The sequence below is a fragment of the Pseudomonas sp. SIMBA_068 genome, assembly GCF_046534705.1.
Classification (GTDB): Bacteria; Pseudomonadota; Gammaproteobacteria; order Pseudomonadales; family Pseudomonadaceae; genus Aquipseudomonas; species Aquipseudomonas putida.
Genome location: NZ_JAWRYI010000238.1, coordinates 1 through 315, shown reverse-complemented (window position 1 = coordinate 315; position 315 = coordinate 1). Strand labels below are relative to the sequence as shown.

1 pseudogene is annotated in these 315 nt (G+C 60.6%); it reads left to right on the top strand.

The features are described 5' to 3' along the window. Nucleotides 1–69 precede the first annotated feature (69 nt). Nucleotides 70–315: pseudogene (locus SB756_RS28995) on the top strand (response regulator receiver protein); the annotation flags it as partial.

Genomic DNA, 315 nt, shown 5'->3' with positions numbered 1-315 from the left:
GACCCTCTTTTTTCAGGAAAGCGGCACGCCTTTTGCTTCTGAAAGGTTTTAACCGCACTGAGGTGAGCAATGAGGGACGCCCTGACCTGGCTGCAGGCATCACGCGCGAGCGATATCGCCAGCCTGCAACGTCTTCTGGAAACCGGCGAGCTGATGGCTGCCGTCAGTGAACTGGTCCATCGGTTGCAGCGGGAACGTGGCGCAAACAATCTCTGGATCTGCTCTGACGGAGCGCTGTTCAGCGCCGAACGTCATGCCCGCCAGCAGGAGGTCAGCGCCGGCCTGGAGCATTTTTATCAGGCGCTGCCGGCCGCC